Source organism: Terriglobia bacterium (assembly GCA_035712365.1).
Lineage (GTDB): Bacteria > Acidobacteriota > Terriglobia > UBA7540 > UBA7540 > SCRD01.
This window is the reverse complement of sequence record DASTAW010000048.1, coordinates 202,368-226,080: the sequence shown is the minus strand read 5'-3', so window position 1 is coordinate 226,080 and position 23,713 is coordinate 202,368. Positions and strand designations below refer to the sequence as shown.

Annotated in this window: 10 protein-coding genes and 1 other RNA gene; 9 read left to right on the top strand and 2 right to left on the bottom strand. The window is 55.0% G+C overall.

The window, feature by feature from the left end; translation table 11 throughout:
• Positions 1-264: 264 nt before the first annotated feature.
• On the top strand, positions 265-3,951 hold the full coding sequence (locus VFQ24_15005; protein ID HET9179663.1) for a TonB-dependent receptor: 3,687 nt from the start codon (positions 265-267) through the stop codon (positions 3,949-3,951).
• A gap of 426 nt (positions 3,952-4,377) precedes the next feature.
• Here VFQ24_15005 and VFQ24_15000 read toward each other — a convergent pair whose 3' ends face one another.
• Positions 4,378-6,612: a transglycosylase SLT domain-containing protein gene (locus VFQ24_15000; protein ID HET9179662.1), complete on the bottom strand. Its 2,235-nt coding sequence runs from the start codon at positions 6,610-6,612 to the stop codon at positions 4,378-4,380.
• Between the two features lie 69 nt (positions 6,613-6,681).
• A complete protein-coding gene (locus VFQ24_14995) occupies positions 6,682-6,897 on the bottom strand; it encodes a hypothetical protein (protein HET9179661.1) in 216 nt (71 codons plus the stop codon).
• A 443-nt stretch (positions 6,898-7,340) separates the two neighbouring features.
• On the opposite strand from VFQ24_14995, the gene ssrA reads away from it, so the two are divergent.
• From ssrA to VFQ24_14955, 8 genes are all read left to right on the top strand, one after another.
• Positions 7,341-7,708: a transfer-messenger RNA gene (gene ssrA / locus VFQ24_14990) on the top strand.
• 190 nt (positions 7,709-7,898) lie between these two features.
• Complete coding sequence (locus tag VFQ24_14985) at positions 7,899-13,700, top strand: DUF3320 domain-containing protein (GenBank protein ID HET9179660.1); 5,802 nt, start codon at positions 7,899-7,901, stop codon at positions 13,698-13,700.
• A 713-nt stretch (positions 13,701-14,413) separates the two neighbouring features.
• The gene (locus VFQ24_14980) at positions 14,414-15,088 is read left to right on the top strand and encodes a response regulator transcription factor (GenBank protein HET9179659.1); all 675 of its coding nucleotides are present in this window, start codon (positions 14,414-14,416) and stop codon (positions 15,086-15,088) included.
• Positions 15,085-16,491, top strand: a complete 1,407-nt coding sequence (locus VFQ24_14975) for an ATP-binding protein (GenBank protein ID HET9179658.1) — start codon at positions 15,085-15,087, stop codon at positions 16,489-16,491. Before VFQ24_14980 ends, VFQ24_14975 begins: the two co-directional genes overlap by 4 nt.
• Before the next feature lie 605 nt (positions 16,492-17,096).
• Positions 17,097-17,687 carry a gluconate 2-dehydrogenase subunit 3 family protein gene (locus VFQ24_14970; protein ID HET9179657.1) on the top strand — a complete coding sequence of 197 codons (591 nt, stop codon included), beginning with the start codon at positions 17,097-17,099 and terminating at the stop codon, positions 17,685-17,687.
• A 33-nt stretch (positions 17,688-17,720) separates the two neighbouring features.
• Entirely contained in the window at positions 17,721-19,328 is a 1,608-nt protein-coding gene (locus VFQ24_14965) for a GMC family oxidoreductase (GenBank protein ID HET9179656.1), read from the top strand.
• A gap of 171 nt (positions 19,329-19,499) precedes the next feature.
• A complete protein-coding gene (locus VFQ24_14960; protein HET9179655.1) occupies positions 19,500-20,459 on the top strand; it encodes a YncE family protein in 960 nt (319 codons plus the stop codon).
• 219 nt (positions 20,460-20,678) lie between these two features.
• A complete protein-coding gene (locus tag VFQ24_14955) occupies positions 20,679-23,690 on the top strand; it encodes a carboxypeptidase regulatory-like domain-containing protein (GenBank protein ID HET9179654.1) in 3,012 nt (1,003 codons plus the stop codon).
• Positions 23,691-23,713 lie beyond the last annotated feature (23 nt).

Sequence of the window (23,713 nt, the reverse complement as noted above, 5' to 3'; positions counted from 1 at the left end):
TCCCCGCGATTTTCAGGCTGGATTGCTAAACATACAAGTAAACGTAATCCATTATAGGAGTGCAAACAAAGCGTTGACAGCGACTCGTAAGAAGTGGTATATTTCAGTTTCGGCGAATAGTGGTAATTGATCTACCCTTGAAGCTACTGTTCGATCCTTATATCTGCGGTTAGCCCATCTCGACTCCTCCCGTGGCCCTCCGTTGCGTCTAGTTTTGAGTTCTAAGTTCCAATTTCCAGATTTGGATGGAGGTTTCTTCAGAGTATGCTATCTCGCTGTGTCCGTTCATCTGTTGCGTGTCTTGTCGCAATTGTCGCCCTCGGGCTTGTCTCTGTTCAGCGACTGAATGCACAGGTTCTATATGGTTCCGTCGCCGGAACCGTAACCGACCAGACTGGAGCAGTCGTTCCAGGAGCGGCAGTCACGATCGTCAATGACAACACAGGTCTGTCCCGTAATGCCACTTCAGGCTCGAATGGCGATTACCGCGTTACTGACCTTCCCGCAGGGACCTACACCCTTACCATCACCGGTAGCGGTTTTCAGCCTGTTAAGCAGACCGGGATCAACATCACGGTGGGTTCGGTTAACCAGCAAAATGTGCAGCTTACAGTCGGAGCTGTTACCCAGACGGTGACGGTTTCCGGCGCTGCCGCAACCCTACAAACCCAGCAGGCCAACGTTCACACAACGATCAGTAATTACGCGGTGCAGAACCTGCCGTTGAACATCTATCACAACTTTCAGAGTGTTGAGTTGCTGGCGCCGGGCGTGGTTTCTTTGTCGGCCATCAGCGGTAACTATCCCAATTCGCTGGCTGACACGCCGGACCGTTCGCTTGCCATTAATACGAATGGTTTGCCGCAGCACATCAACACCTCGCGTGTAGATGGAGCGACAGACGTGTTCCTCTGGCTCCCTGACCACATGGTGATCATACCTCCTGCATCTACGGTCGAGGAAGTGAACGTGCAGACCTCGAACTTTAACGTTCAGAAAGGTCTCACTGCCGGCGCTGCCACCGACGTGATCACTAAATCCGGGACCAACGCGTTTCATGGCCAGCTTTATGGCTATCACACAGACCAGGCGCTGGACGCGCAGAACGCTCTCGTCCACACTGACAACGGGAAAAAACCGAAAAACATCCAGAACAACGACGGCGTTGCTGTTGGCGGGCCGATTGTGAAGAACAAAGTGTTCTTCTTCGGCAACTGGGACGGCTTTTTCCAGCGCCAGAACCCGGCTGACCAGAACCTGATTCCTCCTGTGGATATGAGGAACGGAGACTTCTCCAAGTACCTCGGCGGCGACCTCTTTTCATGCACAGCCAAGGATGCCAGCGGCAACTGTACCTCAACTGCCCCGGTGATGGTGCAGACCACAGAAGGCGCAACAGTTCAGTTGCAGCAAGGAATGGTTTTTGACCCGACAACCGGAAACCCGGCGACTGGCCAGGGCCGTCAGGTATTTTCGTCTGGCGGCGCCTTGAACGTTATTCCTGCCAGCCGCATGTATGCGGGAGCCACCAATTTCTGGCAACTGATGGCGCCCTTTACTCCCAACACAGCGATAGGTGGGCCCTTTACAGAGACCACGTCGGTCAACGACACGCGTCTGCGGAATTCGGATTGGAACCGCAACATCTATACAGGCAAGGTGGACTATAACATCAGTGACCGTCAGACCCTCTGGGGCAAGTACACCCTCCAGAAGGCGCTTCTCAATGACGGCAGCGACTACGGCGTCGCCGGACAGGGCGGCGGCACGGGTATTACCGACGACACCGCTCAGACTGTTACGATTGGCCACAACTGGACGGCTAAATCTAATCTGGTGTTAACTGGCCATCTCGGATTTACCCGCATGGGCGAGAAAAACCAGACAGAGGACTTCGGCAAGCCGTTGGGCCAATCTGTTCTTGGTCTGGTCAACAGCAACACGCCCTCGAACGACGTGAGATACACCGGAATGCCGGGAGTCCAATTTAACGACAACTGGACCACCCTGGGCACCAACCAATCGTGGGAACCCGTGCAGCGGAACGACTGGCAGTTGACGCTCGACGAAAACGCCACGTGGATCAAGGGCAAGCACACGATCGTTTTTGGATTTGACGCTGCCCATAACCACATGAACCACTGGCAGCCGGAAATCGTCTGCTGCCCGCGTGGCAACGTCATCACCTCCGATTTCAATACCTTTCTAGACCTGAATGGCGATGGCAGCACGGCGACACTCTACGGCGCCGGGTTAAACCAGATCAATTTTAACCCTGGTCCGTGGAACAGCATTGCCGCCTTCAACCTTGGCCTTTCGAGTGAAGTTCAGAACGGCCAGCAATTCATTAAGGCCACCAACAAGGATTGGCAGGAAGCTCTCTACATCGGAGATACCTTCCGCTTAACACCCAAACTTACGGTGGATGCCGGCGTTCGCTGGGAATATTTCCCGCTGATTACTCGCGACGGTGTCAGCAAGTTCGAAGTCTATGACACCGCCACCAACCAGCTTTACCTCGGTGGGCTGGGCAAAAACGACACGCACCTGGGCAATACGCCGGTTGGGGTGACCAGCAGCAAGAAGCTGTTTGCGCCACGCCTGGGCCTTGCCTATCAGTTCAACGACAAGACGGTATTTCGGGCTGCCTACGGAATAACGTATGACACTCTGCCTCTTGAACGACCGTTGCGTGGCTTCTGGCCCTATACCATTGGCGCGGATAACCAGGTCGTCCTGCCCAACGTCAGCAGCACTGTTACTCAGTACCTCCCGTATGCGACGTTCAATGCTTCGACCAACACGCCTAACAACATCGCTGGTTCACCAGCTACGGCCGGCGGATTGTTCAACGGTGTTCCGCTCATTGAATCACCGACAGGATTCGAGTCCGGTATTCTGACACCTCCAACAAACGTCACCATCGGCACGCTTGCGCCGGGCGAGTTCAATCGTGGATACGTGCAGTTCTGGAACTTCACGGTGGAACGGAAGCTGCCGGGCGACATCCTCTTGAACGTTGGCTATGTTGGCAACCATCTTGCCCACGAATTCAATGGGCGCGATGCCGATGCTGCTCCGCTGGGCGCCGGAAACGGTGGTTCCCCGCTATTTGCCGCCTTCGGGCGTCCCCAATCGAGCGGGACTTACCTGTTTGACGGCTATCTCGATTCTCACTACAATTCATTGCAGGTTTCGTTAAACCGCCACGTCACCAATGGCCTGTTCCTTCAGGGGTCTTATACCTACTCGAAAGTGATCGGGTTTATCGATGACGAAGGTTGGGAGAACGGCCTGGCTTTTAACTGCACGGCGAACTCCCTGATGCCCAATGGATGCCAGTCCCTCAACCAGCACACGCTCAGCTTTGACCACACGCATGTGCTGAAGATGGCGTTCATTTACACTCTGCCCTTTGGCGCCGGCCAGAAGTTCGCCAGCACCGGGGCTGCCAGTGCAATCCTCGGCGGTTGGCAGGTGAATGGCATCGTGACCGGTATCTCCGGCTCACCCCTTTATGTGAGCCAGGGCACGAACAACCTGAACACTCCTGCCACAGACCAGGCTCCTGACTTTGCTGGCGGGCTCAACATGGTCAAGGGAACCGGGCCTGGCGAGCAGTGGTTCAACACGTCAGCCTTCACGCCGGTGGAATTCGCGACGGGCCAGCAAGTCCGAATAGGAAGTTCCGCCAGTCGTGGGCTTTCTTGGCTGCGTGGACCTGGACTGATGCAATTGGATGCCAGTCTGTTCCGGACCTTTAAGGTTACAGAGCGGTTCAAGTTGAAGGTTCGGGGAGAGATGCTCAACTTCACGAACACGCCTCATTGGAGCAATCCAGGCACGAGCTGTGACATCACAACCGCCGGCGTCTGCGGCGGTAGTCTTGGACAGATCACATCAGCCTTTGGGGAACGGATCTTCCAGATAGGGGCTGAAGTGGACTTCTAACAATTGCCTGCCGTAAACATGCCGCTGGGGATAAGATGCGCACGTCTCCAGCGACGTGCTACGGCCGGGATTCTTTCACAGGCAAGAATGGGCAGAGGCCGCACGACCTCTGCCCACACAAATTCCCCACCTTTAATCCCAATCTTATCGGTTTTTCCCCAGATCTCTCCACGCCAAGCATCAGCTCAGAGGTCCAACGTTGGCTTCCCTGGACTTCTCGTACTTACTGAAGGGTCTGTGTAGTGCGAAGAGCGGGCGGAAAGCCAAATATAGATGAATGATGACTGGCGCCCGACTTCGTCAACTGGGCGCGGTCTGTGATTATCCCATTGACCTGTCCCTGCCTTAAGGCAATCCGGATACGCCCGGCATCGGACAGCAACGGCGCGTATTTTGATTGGATATTCCAGCCAAAGCGGCCGTCAATCACTTTTGCGCTAACCTGGAATGGCTGGAGCACTCGGCAAACTCAGTAGCGGGTTTAAGCAGTTGCCGATAGACGCCGCTGTCGGCAAAGACAGCTTTAAGATAGATCCGCGTTTCCGGATAAGGAATAGATTCCACGAATTCCTGCTGATCGCGATACTTGCGCTGGCTTAGCCATTGGTCCACAACGGTTGGTCCGGCGTTGTAGGCCGCAAGGGCCGCTGCCTCGTTGCCGTCATAGCGCTGGAGGAGCCGCCTTAAAAATGCACACCCAAAGCGCACGTTATAGGTTGGCTCGTAAAGCCTTCGGCCCACAGACTTCAGATACCGCCTTGAATTCGTGACCGTGGACGCTTCAATCTGCATCAATCCGCGGGCATCCGCAATGGAAGTGGCGCGGACGTTGAATCCTGACTCCTGCCTGATAAGCCCCATCACCAGGTAGGGGTCCAGGTGATTGATTGCGGCGTACCGCCTGATGACACCGATGTGGGCCGTTGGGAACAGCAGGCGCCAGACCTCGCGCGGCAAGCCTGAAAATTGCTGTGAATAGTAATCCGGGGTGATCCTTTTCGTTGTGTGTAAAGCGCGGTCGGTCTGCCCCTGCTCTGCTTCAAACCTGCTAAGCGCGATGACCAGAGCAGGAGAATCGGGATGAAGACTAAGCCGTGCCTGGATGTCCTGCCTGGCGAGATCATCAAGATGCAGCGCGCTGAGCATGTTGAAGGGAAGCAGGTTTGCGCCGTCAGTGGATGGCGGGCAAGCTCCAAAGCGGGGCGGGTCAGCAGCCGGAATGTTGCGGGCAAGCTCTGGAAGAGAAAACAGCGGATTGTTTCCAAACGTCGTTTGGTGAACGGCGCTCTTCTTCAGCAAGGAAAGCCGATTCGATGCTTCCAGGGAGTAGTAATTGTGCCGATAACGCTTGATTAGGAATTCGTAAACGGCGCGGGCTTCCGCTGGCTGCCCGTCTTCTTGCAGCCGCCCCAGAAAGTAGAGCGCCGCAGCGACGTGAGAAGAGTCAGGATAATTTCGAATGTGCTGCAACAGGGCTTTGCTGGCCTCGTCCGGTTGGCCGGTAAGATAGGTGATCCATGCGAAGCGCCAGCTTGCCTCGGAGGCCTGCGGAGTATGAGGAAACGCGTCCAGAAGTGTGCGGTAGTACAGTGGAGCGATGTCCAACACGCCTTTGTACATAAAATAATTGGCCGCCCTCAAAAGGGCCACCGCGTGCCACCGCGAGCTGAAGTGATCAGCTCGAAGCTTGTTGAGGGTGTTGGCAACCGCGGTGTCATCCTCAACCCGGGCATAAGCATCAACGAGGGTTGCCAGCCGCTCAGCATCCAGCTCGGGCGTCGGCGCAACGCTGTTCACCAGCGTTTCGGCGGCGTCGGCGCCACGCCCAAGGCGGATCAGGCACTTGGCTCGGCCCAGGTTCCATCCCCAGGCCCAGGTGCTGTTCCGCCGGTCCTTCAGCAACTGCTCGTATTCCCGGAGAGCTTCGGAATATTGTGAGGCTGAGAACAGTTTCTCCACTCGCGCTGTGGCGATCTCATCCGAAACCTGCGGATAGTTGACGCCGAGCTGGTTTTTCAGCTTGTTAAGAGCATCGCCAGCCGCGCTGGCTTGCGGCGTGGTGGGAAAAGCGTAAAAGATGTCCTGGAAGGTTTGCGCCGCCTGGCGAACCTGCCCGCTATCGGTGTATGCCCGGCCCAGGACCAGCGCCAACGCAGGCCGCTGGCGGACCTGAGGCTCCGCTTGCAACAACTGCAATGCCCTCTGAGGGTTGCCGGTCTGGAGATACGCCCAGGCCAGCAACTCGATGGCGTCGTAATGTTCTATGCTAAACGGATGGCGTTTGTTGAAATCGTCCAGGATGCCGGGAACGGCTTCAGGATGGCCGCCGTTGTAAGCGGCTGATGCGCAATAGTAATCCGCAAGGTCGGCCAGCGGGGAAGGCGTTGAAGATGCCTTTGCCAGGTCCGCCGCGGCAACGTCGAATTTACTGGATTTATACTCGTGGTATCCAAGCACAAAATAAGTCAAAGCGCGATCTTTCGTCGCCTTGAGAGACTCCGCAAGCCGTCTCAGTTCAGGCCAGGTGCTCGAAGAATCAGCTCTTGACGCCAGGCGGACTAATGCGGACGGAGGCTTCCCCCAGGTTGCGGCCGGCGTTCGCGCCGCAGAAGCCAACGGCAAGTAGAAAACGCTTGCGAGCAAAACCAGGAGAATTTTCACGCTGAAGGTCTCGGACAGCCGGTACCAAGAAGCGCTGGATCATCTTCAGCCAGCGTCATTACCAGCTCTTCACGAAGGAAGTCGAAGCTGTGCCGCCGCATGAGCAAGGCGCTTCTCGTAGGTTTTCCGGCTGCGATCAATCGCTGTTTCGAGCCGCTGATACAGATTCTCAATCCTGCGCTCCTCTATAACCATGTTCCTATTGTGCAGTTCGATTCCATAAACCAACTCACACATACCCAGCATAGGCACTTCGCGGCTCAGAATGGCTTGCCGAGACGCCACCTGTGTGTCGTCTCCCGCTGGTTGTTCAGTGGGGTTTTCAGGGTACCGGCTTCCCAGGGCGGTTTCGATAGCCGCACCAAAGGCTCGAGCACCCGGGAAGCTGGAGCTTCCAGTTGGCACTGTTCATTCTGGAGGGGTCTTAGGCTTTGGACGAGCCGCTGAATCTCTTCAGCCTGCCGTCTTAGGAGGTTGCTAAGCTGCCTGTGGACCTGCTGGATTGCACCATGTGTGCGGTTTGACTTTGTGAACTCCAACTGCAAAAACCTTTGACCTCCCTCACGCCACGGTCTCTCTTATCCTACCGCCAAAACAGGGCGTGTCAACAACCATCTCCCGATGAGGCGGCAAAATAGCGAAAGTTTTGCTTCCAACAGTTTTTTCGGCCCACCTGCAGATGTACGGCGTGTTGACGCGCCGCTCCGCCAACGGCATACTTAGATTGAGGGGGCGTTCCGGATTCGACGGAAGCTCTCGCGCTCGAAAGGCACGCCGGGGGTCCACACCACCCGTAATCGGCGTGGAACAACATAACTGCCAACACGCAGTTTGCTTACGCTGCCTAATCAAGGCTAGCGCGTCTCCTCCGCCAGTGCCCGCGGGGCGGAATGAGGCGTCATCCAGCGGGCTGGCCTGGAACTTGCCGCCTGAGGGTTCCGGGTAAGATCCGGGTGACCGGATCAGGCTAGCCGGCGGTTCGTTCTTGCCCGTTCCTGAGGGCCGCTGGCGAATGCATCAAGCGAACGCGATAAGCGTGTAGGCTTTCGACCGCAAGGCTTTTCGGACGGGGGTTCGACTCCCCCCGCCTCCATCTATGTAACTTGGTGATTCCAAAGCTATTGTACATGGATGCTTGCTCCGCGTGCCATATACGTGTCATACCCTCCCGCCAAAGTCACGCCCCAAATGCGCCGCACATCGGCTATTCAGTTGCCACATTGAACCTCCGCGACTTCCGCAAAATTTCTGGCCTTTCAGTGACCGAACTCTGAACGCTTACTTGTTTGTTGTTTACATCGTCTAGACATGCACCGGAGAAAGCGATATCTTTTACCCCCGACGGTCAGCACAGTGCTGCCGAGACTTTTCTCTTGGAAATCTGGCGCTTCCCCGTCGCTGGCGATAGCAGCGGAAGGATTGCACATTTCGGTTTTAGCGCCACAGGTTCAATTCAGATGAGTCGGGTTGCCCAGCGCGTTGAGGAGTGGAAGCGAAAGATAGTTGATCTTTCTCGCCGGAACCGATCCCTGTATTTCGCGCGGACGCGTGCATCAACCCTGAAGATCATCGACCCCACGATCGCTGACATTTTTAACCGCCTTGCGAATGAAGAGAAGCACTGGCAATTCTTTATGCCGCCAGACGAGAATGAGACGCTTACCGTAGCTGCCAATTCACACGATTTACAACCTCTGTTGCTCAAACCGGCAGGCGGCGACCAGCCTGGATCACCGGGGGGTGGGGCCTCTCTGGATCGCCGAAACGATGAGCTTGTGACAGATGTTAAGGATGGCGCAAGGCTCCGCGCCATCTTGCGGAACCTTTATCGCCGGTCTCGAACGGATTTTGAGGAGCGCGGAGTTCGAATTCTGTTCATCACATTCGGCACGCTGGAGTGGAAGGAAATCGAGCAAAGCGAAATTATAAAGTCACCGATACTCTTGGTACCGGTGGAGCTCAGGCGAGACTCGGTGAATGACCCCTTCGAACTGTGGCCAGCTGATGAGGAAATCGTTGTCAATCCTGCACTCGCTGTAAAGCTCAGTGATGATTTCAAGATCGAACTGCCGCCCGTTCCTGATGATTGGGAGGTAGCTCCACTTGAAAAATTCCTTAATGTCTTCCGAAGTCAAATAGCGAAATACGAGTGGACAGTCAGCGACGATTGTTGGTTGGGACTGTTTTCCTTCCACAAGCTGGTCATTTATCACGATCTGAAAAGTCACGGTAGTGCGCTCGAAGCGCATTCGATTGTCCGATGCTTATGCGAAGAAGGAAAGGAGTCTCCCGCGAGTGAGCCGCCAGACCCACGCGAACTAGATAAGAAGATTTCACCGGACACGAGCTTTCTTGTCGCGGACGCAGATAGTAGTCAATTGGTTTGCATCGAGGCAGTCAAAGCAGGGAACAACCTGGTCATCCAGGGCCCGCCGGGAACCGGGAAAAGTCAGACGATTACGAATTTGGTTTCAGAATTCATTGCCAGAGGGAAAAGCGTTCTGTTTGTAAGTGAAAAGATGGCGGCGCTTGAAGTTGTCTCCGACCGACTTCAAAAGGCCGGACTTGACCATTATTGCCTCCAACTCCACAGTCACAAGGCCAACAAGCGCGAAGTAATTCAGGAGCTCTATAAGACGCACTCAGAGCAGCTTCAGCCGAAGAAAGGCCTAACGGATTTTGAGGCAAAGCAGCTCGTTGAGAGACGCAAGAAACTGAATGACTACGTTCATTCGCTTCACTTGGTTCGCCGGCCGTTCGGATGTAGTGCCTTCGATGTCCTGGGATCGGTCGCTCAACTAAACGACGTTGCCTATGTTCCGACTGGCGTATTCGACGCATCCCTCCTTACCCCAGAGAGCTTCGATGGTGCGGAACAGCTGGCCAAGCGGTTGGAGCCTCTTTGGCAAGTAGCAGTGGCCGGTCGGAATTTCCTGTGGTTTGGCTGTACGGTTATGGCCTTCTCCCTGGCAATCAAAACTGAGCTACAAGGGGAAATCGCCGGATGCATGGCGTCTGTCTCCGCGCTACGGCAAAGTTCAGCCCGTCTCGCGAATTTGCTCGGTTTAGAAGAACCGCTAACACTCCCCGCCGTCGAGTGGCTGTTGAAGACTTCCCGGATGCTCTCCAATTGCCCAGGTATCGAACAGCAGTGGGTCCTCAGTTCGAGCCTACCTGAAATCACGAAAGAAACGGAGCGATATCTGGGGCTCAAGAAAATCCACAATGAGCATCGAGATGCTCTGGATTCTATGTACACTGCGGCCTTGATGTCGCTCCCTGCTAATCTCTGTGATCGCCTCAATCGCGCGCTGCAGAAATTGACCACGATTGTGGGCCGGTCTCTGTTGGACGATACAAGCTTTGTCATGAATCGAGGGTTGCTGCTTGAATGGGCACAGCAGCTTTCAATACGTGCATTGAGCTGGATCAGGGACGGCAATATCCTTCAGCAGTCCTTGGGGCTGAACAGCGACCTGAATCTCCCACGTCTTCGCCAACTCGTGAGCATCGCGGAGTTATGTGAGTCCGAGGATAGGCCCGATGACAAATGGCTGGAATTGACTAGGCAGAGAGATGTGGCACAATCGTTGCCCTCCATTCGAGAGGGCTTCGACAGCAGGAACAATGAGAGAAAAGCCCTGCTTGCCGAATATGAGCCGGAGATTCTCGAACTGCCGGTCAAGAGTTTAATCGAAAAGTTTTCAGGGCCTTATTCCTCCATTCTCCGAATTTTCCGTCCCTCCTACTTCAGGTCCAAACGACAAATCAGACGCCTCCATAAAGACGGAAAGCTTCCATCGTCAATCCTTACCGACCTCCGCAGGGTACAGGCCCTAAAGGACCGAGAGGAGCGACTCATTAAAGAATTCTCCCAGTACAAGGAGTTGCTTGGCGGTTACTTCAGGGGTTTCGAAACGGACTTTGATCGTGTGTCGCGAGCCTTGGGTAATTCACAGGAATTGGTCAGGTTGGCAGCTTTGCAGCCACTTCCCAGTCAATTTATCCATCAAGCGTCCGCCCGAGGCCTCGCTACGATTGAATTGCGCACTACAGGGCCGCGTCTGAAGGAAAGCATAGCTGACTGGGAAAAGAAACTCCCCCAAGCCAAACCATATCTCTCCCCGAATTTCTCGGATGGTCCCGAAATGCCGATAGCGGAAAGACCACTAGAGGAATTGAAAATGTGGTCCGAAGAAGTTGGAGACGCATTGAGACAATTCTGCGACCTGATGGACACAATCTTACCTTGTGCACGGTCTTCCGACGGCATCACGTGTCAACGAATTATGAGTGACCTTGAGCACCTGAGTGAGTTGCGAACGATCGAAGTAGAGACCGCTGCGGAGTCTCAACGCCTGAAGGAGCATTTTGGCCATCGGTTCGTAGGAATAGAGACGGCATGGGACGAGGTTCTCACGGCAGTTCAATGGGCTACGGAATTCCGGGCTCACATGGGGAACAGAGAAATCCCCCAGAGTCTTCTGGGCATATTGATCGCGGGAAAAGAAAACGCTCCCACGCATGAGGCATTGGATGGTGACCTAAACCGAGTTCGAATCGGTCTCCAAACATTGGGACGAAGCTTTGTAAGCGGCTATCCTGCGGCGGAGGGAACTCCGCTTTTAGAGGCTGACTTTGTTGCCATGCTGTCACGTCTGCGCGAGATGTCTCAGCAGATTGAAACACTCAGGGATTGGGTTGACTTTTGTGAACTAGAGCATGGCTTCCAGGCTTTCGGGCTCGAAGAATTCTTTGAGAACCTGACGACAAAACACCTGTCTCTTCGCGCAAGTGATCTTCCGAGTGTCCTGAGAAGGTCATTGCTTCAGGCGTGGTTGAATTTCCAATTCGCCGATGATCCCTGCCTCGGGGCATTCCGTGGTGAGAACCACGAAAGACTCATTGCGGAATTTCGCGAGCTAGACAGAAAGCATTGGGAGCAAGGCGTCCATAGCGTCATAAGGGAAATCAATCGCCTGCGACCAGCATCGAGTGTGGTAATCCCAGGAGGAGAACTTGGTGTACTGTTGAAGGAGGCAAACAAACAGAGACGCCACCTTCCGCTCCGAAAACTGTTCGTCCTTATCCCGAATTTATTGACGCAATTGAAGCCTTGCTTGCTGATGAGCCCAATTTCGGTCAGCCAGTTTCTTGACCCCGAAAAAATGAAATTCGATCTCGTGATTTTTGATGAAGCTTCCCAACTGAGATCAGAGGATGCGATTTGTTCCGTTTATCGGGGGAAGCAGTTGGTGGTGTGCGGGGACAACAGGCAACTGCCGCCAACAACATTCTTTGAACAAGGGATGTCGGATGATCTGTCCGACGAATCGGACGATCCTAATGCAATGGAGGCTTTTGATGTATTCGACAGCGTCCTCGACGCTTGCGCGGCGGTAATGCCACAGCGCCAATTAAAATGGCACTACCGAAGCGAGCATGAATCTTTGATTGCGTTTTCGAACTCCATTTTTTATGACTTTAGCCTGATAACCTTCCCGTCGTGGTTGCAAGAGGATGAGGCTTTCGGCGTTAAATTCGTTTTTGTTCCTGACGGTGTGTATGACCGTGGTGGGAAAAGAGATAACGTACGGGAGGCAGAGAAAGTTGTCGGCTTGGTGGAAGAGCATCTCTTGCGATATCCAGACCAATCGCTCGGTGTAGTGACGTTCAACGTTTCCCAGGCCGATACAATCGAGAATCACCTTGAGCAGTTCCGACGACAAAAGCCGGAGCTTGAGCGATACTTCGCCGCCGACAGGTTCGAGAAGTTTTTTGTGAAAAACCTGGAGAGCGTGCAGGGGGATGAGCGGGATGTTCTCATCTTTAGCGTCGGATATGGTAAAGACAGGTTTGGTCGCATCACGATGAACTTCGGCCCCTTGAACGGCAATGGAGGTGAGCGGCGATTGAACGTCGCAGTTACTCGCGCTCGAAAGAAGGTGATTGTTGTTAGCTCGATTCGCGCCTCTGATTTTGACCTTAGTGAAGTTAACAGGGAAGGCGTCCGAGTACTCCACCGCTATTTGGATTTCGCAGAGCGAGGTCCAGATGCCCTTGCCATGCGAATCGAGGAAGGCGAGTTCGAGTCCCCATTCGAACAATCAGTGGCAACAAAGATTCGCAGCTTTGGCTTTACCGTTGTTCCCCAGGTGGGATGTAGTTCATTTCGAGTTGACCTTGGGGTAGTTGACCCGTCAAATCCAGGCAGATTCATACTGGGTGTTGAATGCGATGGCGCTTCATACCATTCATCCGCAACCGCAAGAGATCGGGACCGCATTCGTCAGCAGATTCTTGAGAGACTTGGCTGGAGAATCCATCGAATTTGGTCTCCAGATTGGGTAACCCGCAATGACCTCGAAGTTGGCCGGCTCAGACAAGCAATCGAAACTGCCCTTGAAGAGCTAAAGGGAACGCGACGATTTTCGCTGATGCATGTTTCGAACGGGCCGAATCTGGGTAACGAGCCGATTGTCATTGAAAGAGAGATCTCTGAAGCTGAAGAGAAGTTCGTGCTTCCAACCTGGGTACAAACGTACAGAGTGTGCATGGTCCGGGCACCACAGACGCGCTTGCAATTCCATGATCCTGATGCTCAGCCACTCTTGAAGCGTATGATGTCTCAAATCGTTGACATAGAAGGCCCGATCCACAAAGACTTGGCAGCCACACGCTTGGCGCAAGCGTGGGAATTAGAACGTGTCGGCGAGCGAATGATGAATGCGGTCAAATCCGCATGGAGATCTCTTAGCCGAGAGAAACTACTACGAATTCAAGGCGAGTTCCTCTGGCCCGCAGCGGAAACCTTTCAGGTAGCAGTCAGACACCCAAACCCAGAGGATGGCCGGTCACGACGCTCAATCGAGAAAATTCCAACCGAAGAAATCACTGTGGCGTTAAAAAAACTCACAAGCGATAGCTTGAGTATCGAACGTGACAAGTTGCTTTTGTATGTGGCACGGATTTTCGGTTTCGAGCGAACTGGGAATCATATTCAGAGGTTGCTCGTAAATACACTCAAGGAACTACTGAATTCGCGCGAACTTGTTCTCTTGGAAGATCGCGTGTCGCTTCCGAATTAAATTCACAAACGTTATGGATTCCGAGAAATCTTGCGACGAGACGGTCGCGTTAGTCCGAGGATAAAGTCGTGGGGTTACGGTTCCATAATCGGATCCCTCCGTGTACCTGCGGTGGACCTCACTTCGGCGAATTCGCTGTTTTCACCGCTCCGTGCGTTACGTGGAATCAATAAGTTACGCCTAATCAGTGGGCTCAGAATCTCGACTCCCCCCGCCTCCACCATAACGGTTTATGATCAATAAGTTATCTTGTCTTTCGCTTCAGGGCCCTGCCCTGTCTGGGTGCTGGAGATAAGTCTGCCTGCTCTCCAGCCTCCGCCTCACGCTCGATAGAGCGCGACGAGGTACGTGGTGACGCCAGTTTAGCTTTACACCATCTGATCTTCATTGGTGCAGAAGTCGCGTTGCACTTCCAAAACCGACCAGAAATCGATGGGCCCGGCGCGGGACTACTCGTCAGCAAGATGCTCTGACAATTGACTTTGCTTCACGGCCTGATTCAAGTAGTCCCGGCGCTCCTGTTCCTGGGAATAGTTCACCAATGCGTTCTCGACTCCCTCCTGATTCGCGGGAATGGGGTTATACCTTAAACGGCACGGCTGGTTACTCTCTTAAATGTCTCGACGGCCTCTCATCGGTTACGTTTAACACGTGGCGATACGTTGTCTTCTCACCGTAGGCGGCCTCGGCGTATAATAGGCGCCGTTCCCCCTATGCGCATTTTGCTGATTGAAGACGAACGGAAGGTGGCAAGTTTTGTTGCCCGCGCGCTGCGTGAAAAGTCTTATGCGGTGGATATTGCTGAATCGGGCGAGAAGGGTTTGGAAATGGCTACGGGGGCGCCTTATGACGCCATTCTTCTGGACGTCAGATTGCCGGGGATGAATGGGATTTCGGTATGCCGCAAAATGCGAGAGGAAGGCATTGAAACTCCAATCCTTATGCTAACAGCACGAGTTCTTGTAGAAGAGCGAGTTCAGGGCCTGAACGCTGGCGCTGACGACTATCTGACCAAACCTTTTGCGCTGGCCGAACTGGAAGCCCGGGTCCAGGCGCTCATCCGGCGGGGATTCGGTAAGTCTGCGGCAACGCTGCAGTATGCTGGCCTTGAGCTGGACCGGCATCGCCGTCGGGCAAAACGGGGCGAACTGGCAATTCCTTTGACTTCTCGGGAGTTTGCCTTGCTGGAATTCTTGATGCTCCGCGCGCCAGATGCCGTAACTCGTAGCGAAATTATTGAGCACGTGTGGGATTGTCACTTTGACAGCGAAACAAATCTTGTGGAGGTCTATATTAACCGGCTTCGGCAGAAAATCGACCAAGGCCACGCTAATAGGCTAATCCATACCATTCATGGACTTGGATACTGCATGCGAGTTGAGGAATGATGTTCGCCTCGTCTTTACGTGGCCGCATGATGCTAATGTTTTGCGCGGTTGTCGGCATTCTGCTGGTAGCGTGCTCTTCGGGACTCTATGTGCTTTTGTCACGTGAAGTGTATAGCCAGTTAGACCAGCAACTGCAGGAAGCAGCCCGCCCCGTTATCGCTGATCTCCTGACGGACTCTCTTACCGAAAGGGATGTAGACCAATTAGATATTTCCGGCGAATATTTCGAGCTCTCAGACTCTTCAGGTCATGTCTTGCAGCGCTCCCACAACCTTCAGATGGGAACGATACCTCTGACCCCGACGGTATTCAGGGGCAATCAGCCGAGTTTCCTGAGAATCGACAACACCCCTGACGGCAGTCTACGTGTTGCTGCAATTCCCTTTCAATTTAACAAGAACTACTTTGTGCTGACGGTTGCGGTTTCAACCCGCGAGGCCGATCATATCCTTGCGAGTTTTCGCGGCATAATCTTCCTGATTTTGCCTTTGAGCCTGGTGCTGACTGCCAGTGTTTCGGCGTGGTATGTTGGGAAGAGCCTGGCGCCGATCGCCACATTTACTCGGCACGCCGAACTTATGGCCGAGCGCGCGTCTGGGCTTTATCAGCCAAACCTGTGGCAGCCATTACCTGTCAAGGCCCCTCGCGACGAATTAAGCCGGTTGGCGGAAACGTTTAATCAACTCTTCGAACGCGTTGCGTCCGCCGTTGGGCAGTCGAGGCAGTTTGTTTCTGATGCCGCGCATGAGCTCCGGACACCTCTCTCAGTGTTGCGAGGTGAATCGGAGCTTTTGCTTTTTGAACCGAGGACACAACGGCAGTACCAGGAATCGTTACGCGCGATCGATGCCGAACTGAAACACCTGAGCAAAATCGTGGAAGGCCTCTTCACGCTCGCTATGGCTGATGCCGGACAACTCCGGCTTGCGAACGAACCGGTTTATCTCAACGAGATACTGGAAGGGGCATGTGCGCTGCTAAGCCCAATGGCAGGGCTGAAACACATCACCATCAACCGCAACTTGAGTCAGGATTTCCCTTACGCGGGCGATGAAACCTTCTTAAGGCAACTTTTTGTGGTTTTTCTCGAGAATGCCATCAAGTTTTCGCCACCGTCAGCGACCATACAGGTCGAGTTGGAACAGAGCAACGGAACACTGCAGGCACGATTCCGGGACCACGGCGTTGGAATTGCTTCGGAACACCTAGCCCATATCTTCAAGCGTTTCTATAGAGCTGCGTCCTCCAGCTCGCCTGACTTTAAGGTTGAGGCGGCGCCGAGCGGTGGGCTTGGTCTGGCTATTGCACTCGCAATTACGAGCGCTATGGGAGGCTGGATAGACTGCCACAGCATGCCCTGCAGCGGTTCAATCTTCACCGTAAACCTCCCTCTTCAAAGGTAAGGCCCGTTTCCACCTCGCGGCAGCAACTCACCCGCATCCGTCGGGACCTTCGGTCCCGCGAACCGCCCCTAAGCTGCCCCTGCTGCTGAGGTGATTTCGTTCAGAATGACGGCTGGCGCTCGGTATATTGTGTCAGATCCATATCAGACGGATAAAAATCCCTGCCGCGAACCCATCGGATGCGGGCGCGGCCGAGTTCGGCCAAAACTTTCCGACTGCGTTTGAGCCGCAAATGTGAATTTCACCCAGTAGTCGTTATCATAACGAGGCATATAACCGGTTTGATTTTCCTGCGTCCAAATAAAACATGACGTTTGGGCAAGGGCCAACGCGAGATCGTATGCAAAAAGGTCATAGCGTCGATGTCGATCAAAAATAAAGCAAGAGTTGCCTATCAGATTCATGCAAGAAGTACTTGACACTCACGATGAAGAATGATACAAGCTAAATCGGATCGGGGCGGCACGACACAGAGCGTAACCCATAATAGCTTTCCATTCTGATAATCGGTGAACGGGCCGAGGAGTGTAATTGATGCGTTATCCTAAGCGATTAGATCGACTCCGAGAATCGTCCCCCGAACCAAAGTCAGTTATTAGTAGATCATGAAACGCAATTGGACGCGCCGTAAGTTTCTTGAAAGCACGCTTAAAGGCTCGATCGCGGCGAGCGGAGCCGTAACGGCAGGCATTATCATTCCGGCAGAGGGTCGCGCTGGCTATGCGGGGCAACAAAGCTCCGACACTTTTGATGTGCAACAGCGCAACTTGCTGCGCGCCGCGATGGACGAGATCATTCCCGCCGGCGACGGCATGCCAGCGGCAAGCGAGGTGGGAGGCGTGGAGTATCTCACCCGCATCGCGCACGAAAACCCGAAGATCAAGAAAGACCTGCTGCATAGCCTCGGCATGCTTTCGGAGCTAAGCCGCAAAGGCCTGGGCAAGGAATTTACTTCGCTGATTCATCCGGAGCGCGTCGAGGCGCTGAAGAAATTCGAAGCACTGCGGCCGAGACAGAATTTCGCGAAGCTGCGCGACTACATATACGAAGCCTACTATACCCAGCCGAAAGTCTGGACGCAGCTCGGCTACTCGTTCCATCCAACCAACTCGGCCGGGCCCAGGATGAAGCCGTTTGACCCATCTTCGCTCGACCGCGTGCGCAAGATGGGCAAACTTTATCGGGAGGTTTCTTGATCAAGGTAAGACGGGCTGGGTCAGGAGACGGATATGGCGGATGAGCTCGCGGATGTGCTGGTGATCGGCTCGGGTGCGGCGGGCGGGGCTGTAACCAAGCACCTTGCGGACTTGGGCGCAAAGGTCGTTTGTCTCGAACAGGGCGACTGGACGAAACCCGATCAGTACCCCTCCACACGTCCCGATTACGAAATCCAACTGCATCGCGGCGCGTTCAATTTCAGCCCCAATGTTCGCCGCCGGCCGGAGGACTACCCTATTGTGGCGACGGGCGGAAATCCTCCCGATATTCTGATGTTTAATGCGGTGGGGGGTAGCACCATCCATTATACCGGTCACTTCCCGCGCTTTCATCCTTCCGACTTCCGCGTTAAGACCCTTGACGGTGTGGCAGAGGATTGGCCCATCACCTACCAGGACCTCGAACGTTATTACGACATGAATGACCGGGAGATGGGGGTGGCAGGTTTGGCGGGAGACCCTGCGAACCCTCCGCGCGCACCCCGGCCGACGCCGCCCCTGCCTATCGGAATTCTGGGGGACGTCATCACCAAAGGGTTCGACAAGCTGGGGTGGCACTGGTGGGTTTCTGATAACGCCATCATCTCCCGCGCCTACGACGGCCGCCCAGGCTGCGATCTGCACGGCAAGTGTATGTTCGGGTGCTCGATTGGCTCAAAGGCCTCGACCGACGTCACCTACTGGCCCAAAGCGCTTCGCAAAGGCGCCGTGCTGAAGACGCGAGCGAGAGTGCGAGAGATTACGGTGGACACCCGCGGCCGTGTGCAGGCAGCGCTGTATTATGATCGCCTTGGAAAGCTCCATGAACAGCGGGCCCGGGTGGTGGTGGTCGCCTGCAACGGAGTTGGCACGCCGCGGCTGCTGCTGAATTCAAAATCGAACCTTTTCCCGCAGGGTATCGCCAATTCCTCAGGATTGGTGGGGAAGAACTTCATGCTCCATCCCTTCCGCTTTCTGGAAGGGGTCTTTGAAGAGCGCATCGACAGTTACGACGGCCCTTTCGGAATCCCCGCCTTCAGCCAGCAGTTCTATGAGACTGATACAAGCCGGGGCTTCCTGCGCGGGTATACATTCTTCCTGGAGAGGAGCTTCGGTCCTTTGCACCAGGCCTGGGGCGGATTCACGAGCCGTCCTGTTCCATGGGGAGCCGAACATCACCGTGTGATGCGCCGTCGATTCCCTCACATCATTCGAATCACTGTGATGGGAGAGGATTTGCCACAGGAAATGAACCGTGTTGAACTCGATCCTAATATCAAGGACTCAAGCGGCATTCCGGCCCCACGGGTCGTCTACAGTTACAGCGCCAATAGCCTCAAGATACTGCACCATGGGGGGGCGATGGCGCGGCGGGCGCTTGAAGCGGCTGGAGTTGTTGAAGTGCTTGACAGCGGCGTCATCGCTCCGGCTTTCCATCTGATGGGTACTGCGCGCATGGGCAGCGATCCCAAGAGTTCCGTTGTCAATCAATGGCACCAGGCGCATGACGTCCCTAACCTTTTCGTTGTTGACGGCAGCTCCTTCACCACCGGCGCTGCTGTCAATCCCACTTCCACAATCGGTGCGCTCGCGCTCCGCTGCGCAGAGGGCATTTGGGACCGCCGCAGGGAGTGGTCATGAATTGCCTGCTGAAAAGGAGCATCACCGAACTCAGATTTTGATGCGGGAAGAAAACGAGGAAGTTTAATTTTAACGCAAGGTTCATGGGACCGTTACGCGGACGTAATGCTTCACCCATAGAATTTCGTTGATCAGTCACAGACGGTCACAAGGACCTGATAAGGGGATTCAATGAAACTCTTGACGATGCTTTTCAGCCTTGCCCTGGCATCATTGGCTGCGGCGCCCTTACCGGTCGGCGGCTACCGCATCCTGAAGGAAATTCCGCTCGGAGGCCACGGACGCGGGGACTACCTCACGCTGGACGAGAGCGCGCGGCACCTCTACGTTTCGCACGAGACCGAGGTGGACGTGGTCAATGCCGATTCCTACGCCAAGATTGGAAGAATCCCAGCGCAGGGAGCGCACGGCATTGCCGTGGCGGATAAGTGGAATCACGGGTTCAGCACCAACGGCGAGGCGAACACGGTGACGATGTTCGACCTGAAAACTCTGAAGGTGCTGCGCCACATTCCGGCTGGCAAGGGTCCTGACGGGATTATCTATGACCCTGCGACGCGCCGCATTTTTGCTTTCAATGGCGATGGCGACAGCGCCACGGCCATCGACGCCGCGACCGGGAATGTGGCGGGAACAGTTGACTTGGGCGGAGGGCCGGAGTTTGCCGCCGCAGACGGGCGCGGCTACGTGTTCAACAATCTGGAAGACAAGAGCGAGCTGGTAAAAATCGACGCCCGAAAGCTAAAGGCGGATGCGCACTGGCCACTCGCACCGTGCCAACGGCCCTCGAGTATGGCCATGGACCGGCCAAACCGGCGGATCTTCATCGGCTGCCGCAGCCATGTTATGGCGGTCGTGAATGCTGATAACGGCCATGTGGTCACAACGTTGCCCATCGGCGACCACGTTGATGCGACTTCATTCGATCCTACGACACGCTTGATCTTCAACTCCAACGGCGATGGGACCCTGACAGTGTTTCATCAGGATGATCCTGACCACTATAGTCATGTGGAGACCATCAAGACGCTCCCGTTTGCCAAGACCAGCGCGCTTGATTTGAAAACTAATCGGCTGTTCTTGTCGACGGAGGTGGGAGGGAAATTTACGCTTTTGGTCGTGGGGAAGTGAAGCGGGATAAAACCTGCTGCTCATTGAGTGGTACTTGAAAAAGACTGAGATCGCGTCGGGAGATTGGACATAGCGCCCTTCGCCGGGCTTGGGTCCAATCGGTTTTCGTGAAGGAGAAACAGCATGTTGACACGCACCAACACCATAGTGTCAGATTCTGCCTCAAAGACTTTTCGGAACCGCGTCAGGTTTAAGCTCACAATTTTTGAGGAGGGAGCGATGGAACGACGAGGATTGCATTTTCTCAACTATGTTCTCTTGGTTTCTCTCTTGTGTTCTCTATCAACTATAAGCGCCATGGCGCAAATCAACCGGGCAAACCTTAATGGAACCGTTACGGACCCTAGTGGGGCGAGTGTTCCCAACGCGAAGGTTGTGGTCGTCGCGCCCGACACTGGTTTCACAAGGCAAGCCACCAGCACGAGTAGCGGGGTCTACAGCATCAGCAGTCTGCCTGTAGGAACGTATGATCTCACGATCTCTGCATCAGGATTCAAGACATACCAGACGAAGGGGATCGATCTCTCCGTTGGCCAGACTCGCACGGTCAACGCGCAGCTTGTGGTGGGCGCGACCACAACGACAGTCGAAGTGAAGAGCTCAAGTCAGGCGCTCGCAACCAGCAACGCCGAGATCGCGACCGTCATCCACCCGAGTCAAGTGGGGCAGATCCCCATTAACGGGCGCGACTGGGCCAGACTGATGACGCTCGCCCAAGGAGCCATCAACCTCGGCGGCGGCGGCCAGAGGGACCTGCGGTTCGGCGGGCAGGGCATTGACGACAACAACTACACTTTTGATGGACTCGATGCCACCGGCGTCCAGGAGCAGAGCCAGAAGGCGGGCGCGCGTCTGGCCATCTCGCTGGAATCGATCGCGGAGTTTCGCGTGAGCTCCTCGGTCTATACCGCGGACCAGGGAGGGTCGTCCGGCGCCCAGGTAAGCGTCGTGTCAAAGACGGGGACAAACCAGTATCACGGCACGGCTTTCGACTTCCTGCGCAATAACGTATTTGACGCGCGCTCCCCGTTCGATGTGGACGTCCCGCCGTTCCGCTTGAACCAGTTCGGCGGGAGCGTGGGCGGTCCCATCAGGCATAACCGCACCTTCTTCTTCGCGGATTACGAAGGGCTCCGGCAGGACCTGAGCACAACCTTGATTGGATTCGTGCCGAACGCCGCGTTTCGAAACCAGGTGGCGGCGACCTCGCCCGCTCTCAAACCATTCCTTAATTCCTGGCCCGTCGGCCAGACGCCTGTCGATTCCGTGACCGACCAATATACGTCGATAGGAAAGAACACCCAGCGCGAGGATAGCGTGATGCTCCGCCTGGACCACACTTTCAACGATAAAACTTCCATATTTGGCCGCGTCAACATCGACGACGCCACCCTCAACTCACCGCTGGACAATCTGGGCGGCCGTGACAATCCGCAAATTCGGCCTTCCAATTATGTCGTCCAATTAACACACGTTTTCTCGCCGACGGCCATTAACGAGCTCAGGGGGGGAATCAATCGTTCCGCTCTGCATCACTACCAGTTTGGAACGTGTCCCCTGTCGACAGCCAACGGCCAGCCCGGCGACGTCTGCGCGAGTTCACCTTCTTTCGATGGCCCTAGTAACAGCACGCTTGACACGGAGGTCGGAACCACGATTGACGGCTATGATGACTTCACCCTAGTCAGGGGTCGGCACACCATCAAGACGGGGATAGGCGTGGAACGCCATCGGCTCAACAATTCAAGCGAGGGAATTGCTAACGGAGCGCTCTCATACGCGGCCGACCAGGATTTCATTAACAACGTTCTTGACAACTATGCCTTTTTCGGGCAGTTGACTCTCGGCGGCAACCGGCGCACCTATATCATGCCCTACGTGCAGGATACATTTAAGGTCCGCTCCAACCTCACTCTCTATTACGGATTGCGATGGGAGCATTACACCGTTTTGCATGAGGTGTTCGACCGCATTGCCGTGGTAAAGCCTTCGTGCGGAGGCTTCTGTCCGAAGGGAACACCGCTCTATTTCCCGAGCTACAAGAACTTCATGCCGCGGCTGGGCGTGGCGTGGCTTCCCGGGGGAGCCAGTGGAAAAACGGTGATTCGCGCCGGGTACGGGATCTTCTTTTCGCCAAACCAGATGGACGACTTCAGCGACGGACACGAGAGTACGGCCGAAAGATTTAGCGTTTCGGCGTCGAGTGTGCCAGGCTTGTCGTGGCCGGTTTCCCTATCCCTGCTGCCCTCTCCATCATTCTCCCCGAAGGCATGGGACCAGAACCGCAAGGACGGATATGTGGAGCAGTGGAATTTCACTGTCCAGCGCGCACTTCCGTTTCACTTCCTGGGCGAAGTTGCTTACGTCGGCAACGAAGGCCACAGGCTGTTTTCCGCTACCAAGACCAATCTCATAAATCCATTAACGGGCGAACGTGCATTGCCTCAGTTTGGGCAGTACAACCTGAAAGCTAATCAGGGCAACAGCAACTTCCATTCCCTCCAGGCATCCTTGCAGCGCCGTCTCACCAGCGGGTGGCTGTGGGGGACTGAGTATATGTGGTCGCACGCCTTGTCTGACAACGGGTTCGGAGCGGGCGAGTATCCCCACATTCAGAACATGGCATGCATCAAATGTGACTACAGCAATTCGAGCCATGACGTTCGCCAGTCCCTTTCGGTCAATTCGGTTTATGAGCTTCCGGTTGGCCCGGGCAAGCCTTTCATAAATGCCGGCGGCGTCGCTGGAACGCTACTGGGCGGATGGCAACTGAGTGGAATTGCGGGGGCCACGAGCGGCCTGCCAATAGACATCACAGTAAGCCGGAAGGCGAGTGTAATGCCTGACGGTAACTCAAGTAACCAGCGGCCCGACTTTGTTTCCGGAATGTCCCTCTACCCGGCTGACCAAACGATCAACGACTGGTTCAACCCCGCCGCCTTTGCGGTACCGGCCGTTGGAACGTGGGGTACCCTGGGACGCTACGTTGGACGTGGGCCTTCGCATTTGGAAATCGACACGGGTCTCGAGAAGAAAACAACCATTACGGAGCGGCTGGCCCTGGATTTCCGGTTCGAAGCCTTCAACATGTTCAACCATCCGCAGTACGGCACTCCAGGATCCAATATCTCGAAGGGGAGTTTCGGGGTCATTACCAGCCAGTTGAATTCCGGCGCTACTGGCACCGGCACGTCGCGGCGGCTTCAGTTTATGCTGCGCCTGGATTTCTGAGCCGCTTTAGCCTCGTCGGGTTT

Excerpts from the sequence above, each read along its gene's own strand:
- VFQ24_15005 (HET9179663.1), top strand. The coding sequence starts at position 265 with ATGCTATCTCGCTGTGTCCGTTCATCTGTTGCGTGTCTTGTCGCAATT.
- VFQ24_14980 (HET9179659.1), top strand. The coding sequence starts at position 14,414 with ATGCGCATTTTGCTGATTGAAGACGAACGGAAGGTGGCAAGTTTTGTT.
- VFQ24_14975 (HET9179658.1), top strand. The coding sequence starts at position 15,085 with ATGATGTTCGCCTCGTCTTTACGTGGCCGCATGATGCTAATGTTTTGC.
- VFQ24_14970 (HET9179657.1), top strand. The coding sequence starts at position 17,097 with ATGAAACGCAATTGGACGCGCCGTAAGTTTCTTGAAAGCACGCTTAAA.
- VFQ24_14965 (HET9179656.1), top strand. The coding sequence starts at position 17,721 with ATGGCGGATGAGCTCGCGGATGTGCTGGTGATCGGCTCGGGTGCGGCG.
- VFQ24_14960 (HET9179655.1), top strand. The coding sequence starts at position 19,500 with ATGAAACTCTTGACGATGCTTTTCAGCCTTGCCCTGGCATCATTGGCT.
- VFQ24_14955 (HET9179654.1), top strand. The coding sequence starts at position 20,679 with ATGGAACGACGAGGATTGCATTTTCTCAACTATGTTCTCTTGGTTTCT.